Consider the following 2,601-nt stretch of genomic DNA (forward strand, 5'->3'; position numbering starts at 1 on the left):
GACACAAAAAAAACGCTTGATTATCGCCATGACCGGCGCCACCGGCGCTATCTATGGCGTGAGAATGTTGCAGATTTTACAGGTGCAGAAAGACTGGGAAACGCATCTGGTCATCTCGTCGGCCGGCGTGCTCAATTTAAAACACGAACTGGCCATGCAACGCTCTGAATTATCAGAGCTGGCTGATGTTGCTCATGGCATTAATGACATCGCTGCCAGCATTTCCAGCGGCAGCTTTAAAACGGAAGGCATGATTATCGCGCCGTGTTCAATGAAAACACTGGCCGCTGTCGCGCATGGCTTTGGCAATAACCTGATTTCACGAGCAGCCGATGTGATCTTAAAAGAACGGCGTCGACTGGTGGTCATGCCCCGCGAGACGCCGTTGAATCTGGCTCACATCAGAAACATGGCGAGCGTGACTGAAATGGGCGGCATAATTTTTCCTCCGATGCCGGCCTTTTACAGTCAATCCGATTCACTCACAGCCATGATTAATGAGTCCGTGGGCCGGGTTCTGGATATGTTCGGGGTTAATGTTGAGGGCCTGTACACGCCCTGGGCCGGATTATAAAGCAGCAGTTCCTTGAGGCTCTTTTGCCATCAAGTCGAAAAGCCGGGATAAAACCGTATTTCCGAAAGCTCATCCCTGCAAAATTATGGAAACAAGCCTGACTATTTGCAATGTAGATAATAGTCGAGGCAGGCCATGTCATATAGGCAAAACTGAAAAGGCGTCATGGTCTTCGACAGCCGCTGCCGTTCGGCGTATGAGTTCGAGGTTGCTTTCCGAATCCATCATGCCGCCGATCGCAAGCGTCATCAGCATTGCCTCCAATGGATAAACAAGATGCGCGCGATATCGCAGCAGCAGATTCTTGAAATCGATACCTGCTACGCCATTGTCTTCAAGAATGTGAAAGTAGCTTGCGATAAAACTTGCTTCGTGCAGCCGCCGCGTTTCGGGATCGAGAGCCGTAGCCAAAAAATAGGCGATATCGCTGATTCCTTCGCCAATGCGGACAAGCTGCCAGTCGAGGAACCCAGGCCTGGACAGGGTCCAGAATAAATTACCGGGATGACAATCGTGATGAACAAGTGTTTGCGGCCCATCAGAAAGAGAGCGCATCGCCAGCCTGCGATGGCGGGCATAGTGCATGGCTGGAGCATGGAGACTGCCGGGAATGAGGCTTCCAGCCCGTTGCAATCCCCGTTTCATCAACGGGGCAGCCAGGGCAGAGCCAAGATTATCTTCTAGCCTCCGCACGGGGCCCGCTAGCCAGCGATATTTCGGATCACGGCTTGTATTCCAGAAATGGGCATGGAAATCAGCCAGTTGCTTTATAACCAGGGCAGCTTGCGCAACCGTCAATGCATCACTTGAACAGCCAGGACGTGCGCCCAATTCCGTAACATCCATCAGCACCAGAGTAGTGCCGCGTCCGAATTTGCTCTGTGCCGCCAAAATGACTGGCCGCGTTACCGGTACTGATGGGGCAATTTCCTTATAAAAACGCACTTCGATATGAAGCAATCTCGATAAGGAGGTTATCACTCTTGCCCGCCATGCCCTCGATGGAAGTTTCACGAACCAGCGCCGGGGCAAAGTTTCCGGCCCATTGTGTTCTATGTTGAGGCGTATCCGTGTTGTTGTGCCAATATCGATGGAAACAATATCGATCCTGGAAACCTTAATAGCGTTAGAATGGATATTAACGATTTTTTGAGCCCAGCTGACAGTCAAATCACCGGGTCTGCGGACCAGGATATTTTCCTTCATAGGGTTGCATACTGATTGATCTTTTCGTGCCTGTTTCTTTAAGTCAGCTCCCTGCTGCAGGATACAAACCCGATTAAGAGAATAATTATTTGCTTCTGAAAGATAGCATTTAATTTCTGGTTTGACCATTTTAATCGATTCTGAAAACTGCTAAAAACCAGGCAGCCGAAGTAGTGTAGGCAGGCTTCTCTGCCCACCCTACCCCTACTTCGTATCACAAGTGCACATAAAGCGCCGCGGAATTTACGTCTGTGTGCATACTGTGGTAGGTGATTAATGTTTTTCAGAATATTTATTTAAACCTTGGGGACAGCTATAAAATTGTGTAATGTGCTGATCATAAACTGATGATGGGATAGCGGTTGGGCTTTATTCGTTGGACTCCAAGGTAAATAGATAACTATATAGTTTTTGGAATTAAAGAAATCGAACAACTCAGTTCGATCACTATCACCCCAACATTCGAATATAATTCTCGGTTTAGTTTCTTGTAATGTTCTTGTTGCTCCCCGAAGCACAGAAAGCTCGTTACCTTCAGTGTCAATTTTTATAAGAGTTCGGTTATGCCCGAATTGCGGAAAATAGTCATCGACCGTTTTTTGTTCGATTTTTTCAGTTATTAAATCATGAGTAAGAGCGAGTCGTTTTGTAACCTCAGCATTGGTAGATCCCAACCATGTGTCACGTTTTGGATATGTAATACGCATCTCAAAAAGCCCCCGGACAAAAATTAACCTGAGCCTGAGCGGATTGAAGCCAGGGAAAATGAGTCAGCTGCGTGAGCTGACCGGTATCACGGGTCAGCGCCAGCCAAGCGGTTG

Annotated in this window: 3 protein-coding genes; 1 reads left to right on the plus strand and 2 read right to left on the minus strand. The window is 48.2% G+C overall.

The window, feature by feature from the left end; genetic code table 11:
* On the plus strand, positions 1-574 hold a 574-nt coding region (locus HUX64_RS02765; RefSeq protein WP_281355247.1), incomplete at its 5' end, for a UbiX family flavin prenyltransferase.
* A gap of 138 nt (positions 575-712) precedes the next feature.
* On the opposite strand, the gene HUX64_RS02770 is transcribed toward HUX64_RS02765, so the two are convergent.
* Together HUX64_RS02770 and HUX64_RS02775 are read right to left on the minus strand one after the other, a co-directional pair.
* Entirely contained in the window at positions 713-1,780 is a 1,068-nt protein-coding gene (locus HUX64_RS02770; RefSeq protein WP_174624716.1) for a phosphotransferase family protein, read from the minus strand.
* Between the two features lie 296 nt (positions 1,781-2,076).
* Entirely contained in the window at positions 2,077-2,487 is a 411-nt protein-coding gene (locus HUX64_RS02775; protein WP_174624717.1) for an FkbM family methyltransferase, read from the minus strand.
* Positions 2,488-2,601 lie beyond the last annotated feature (114 nt).

It is taken from the genome of Candidatus Methylobacter favarea (assembly GCF_902806695.1).
Classification (GTDB): Bacteria; Pseudomonadota; Gammaproteobacteria; order Methylococcales; family Methylomonadaceae; genus Methylobacter_B; species Methylobacter_B favarea.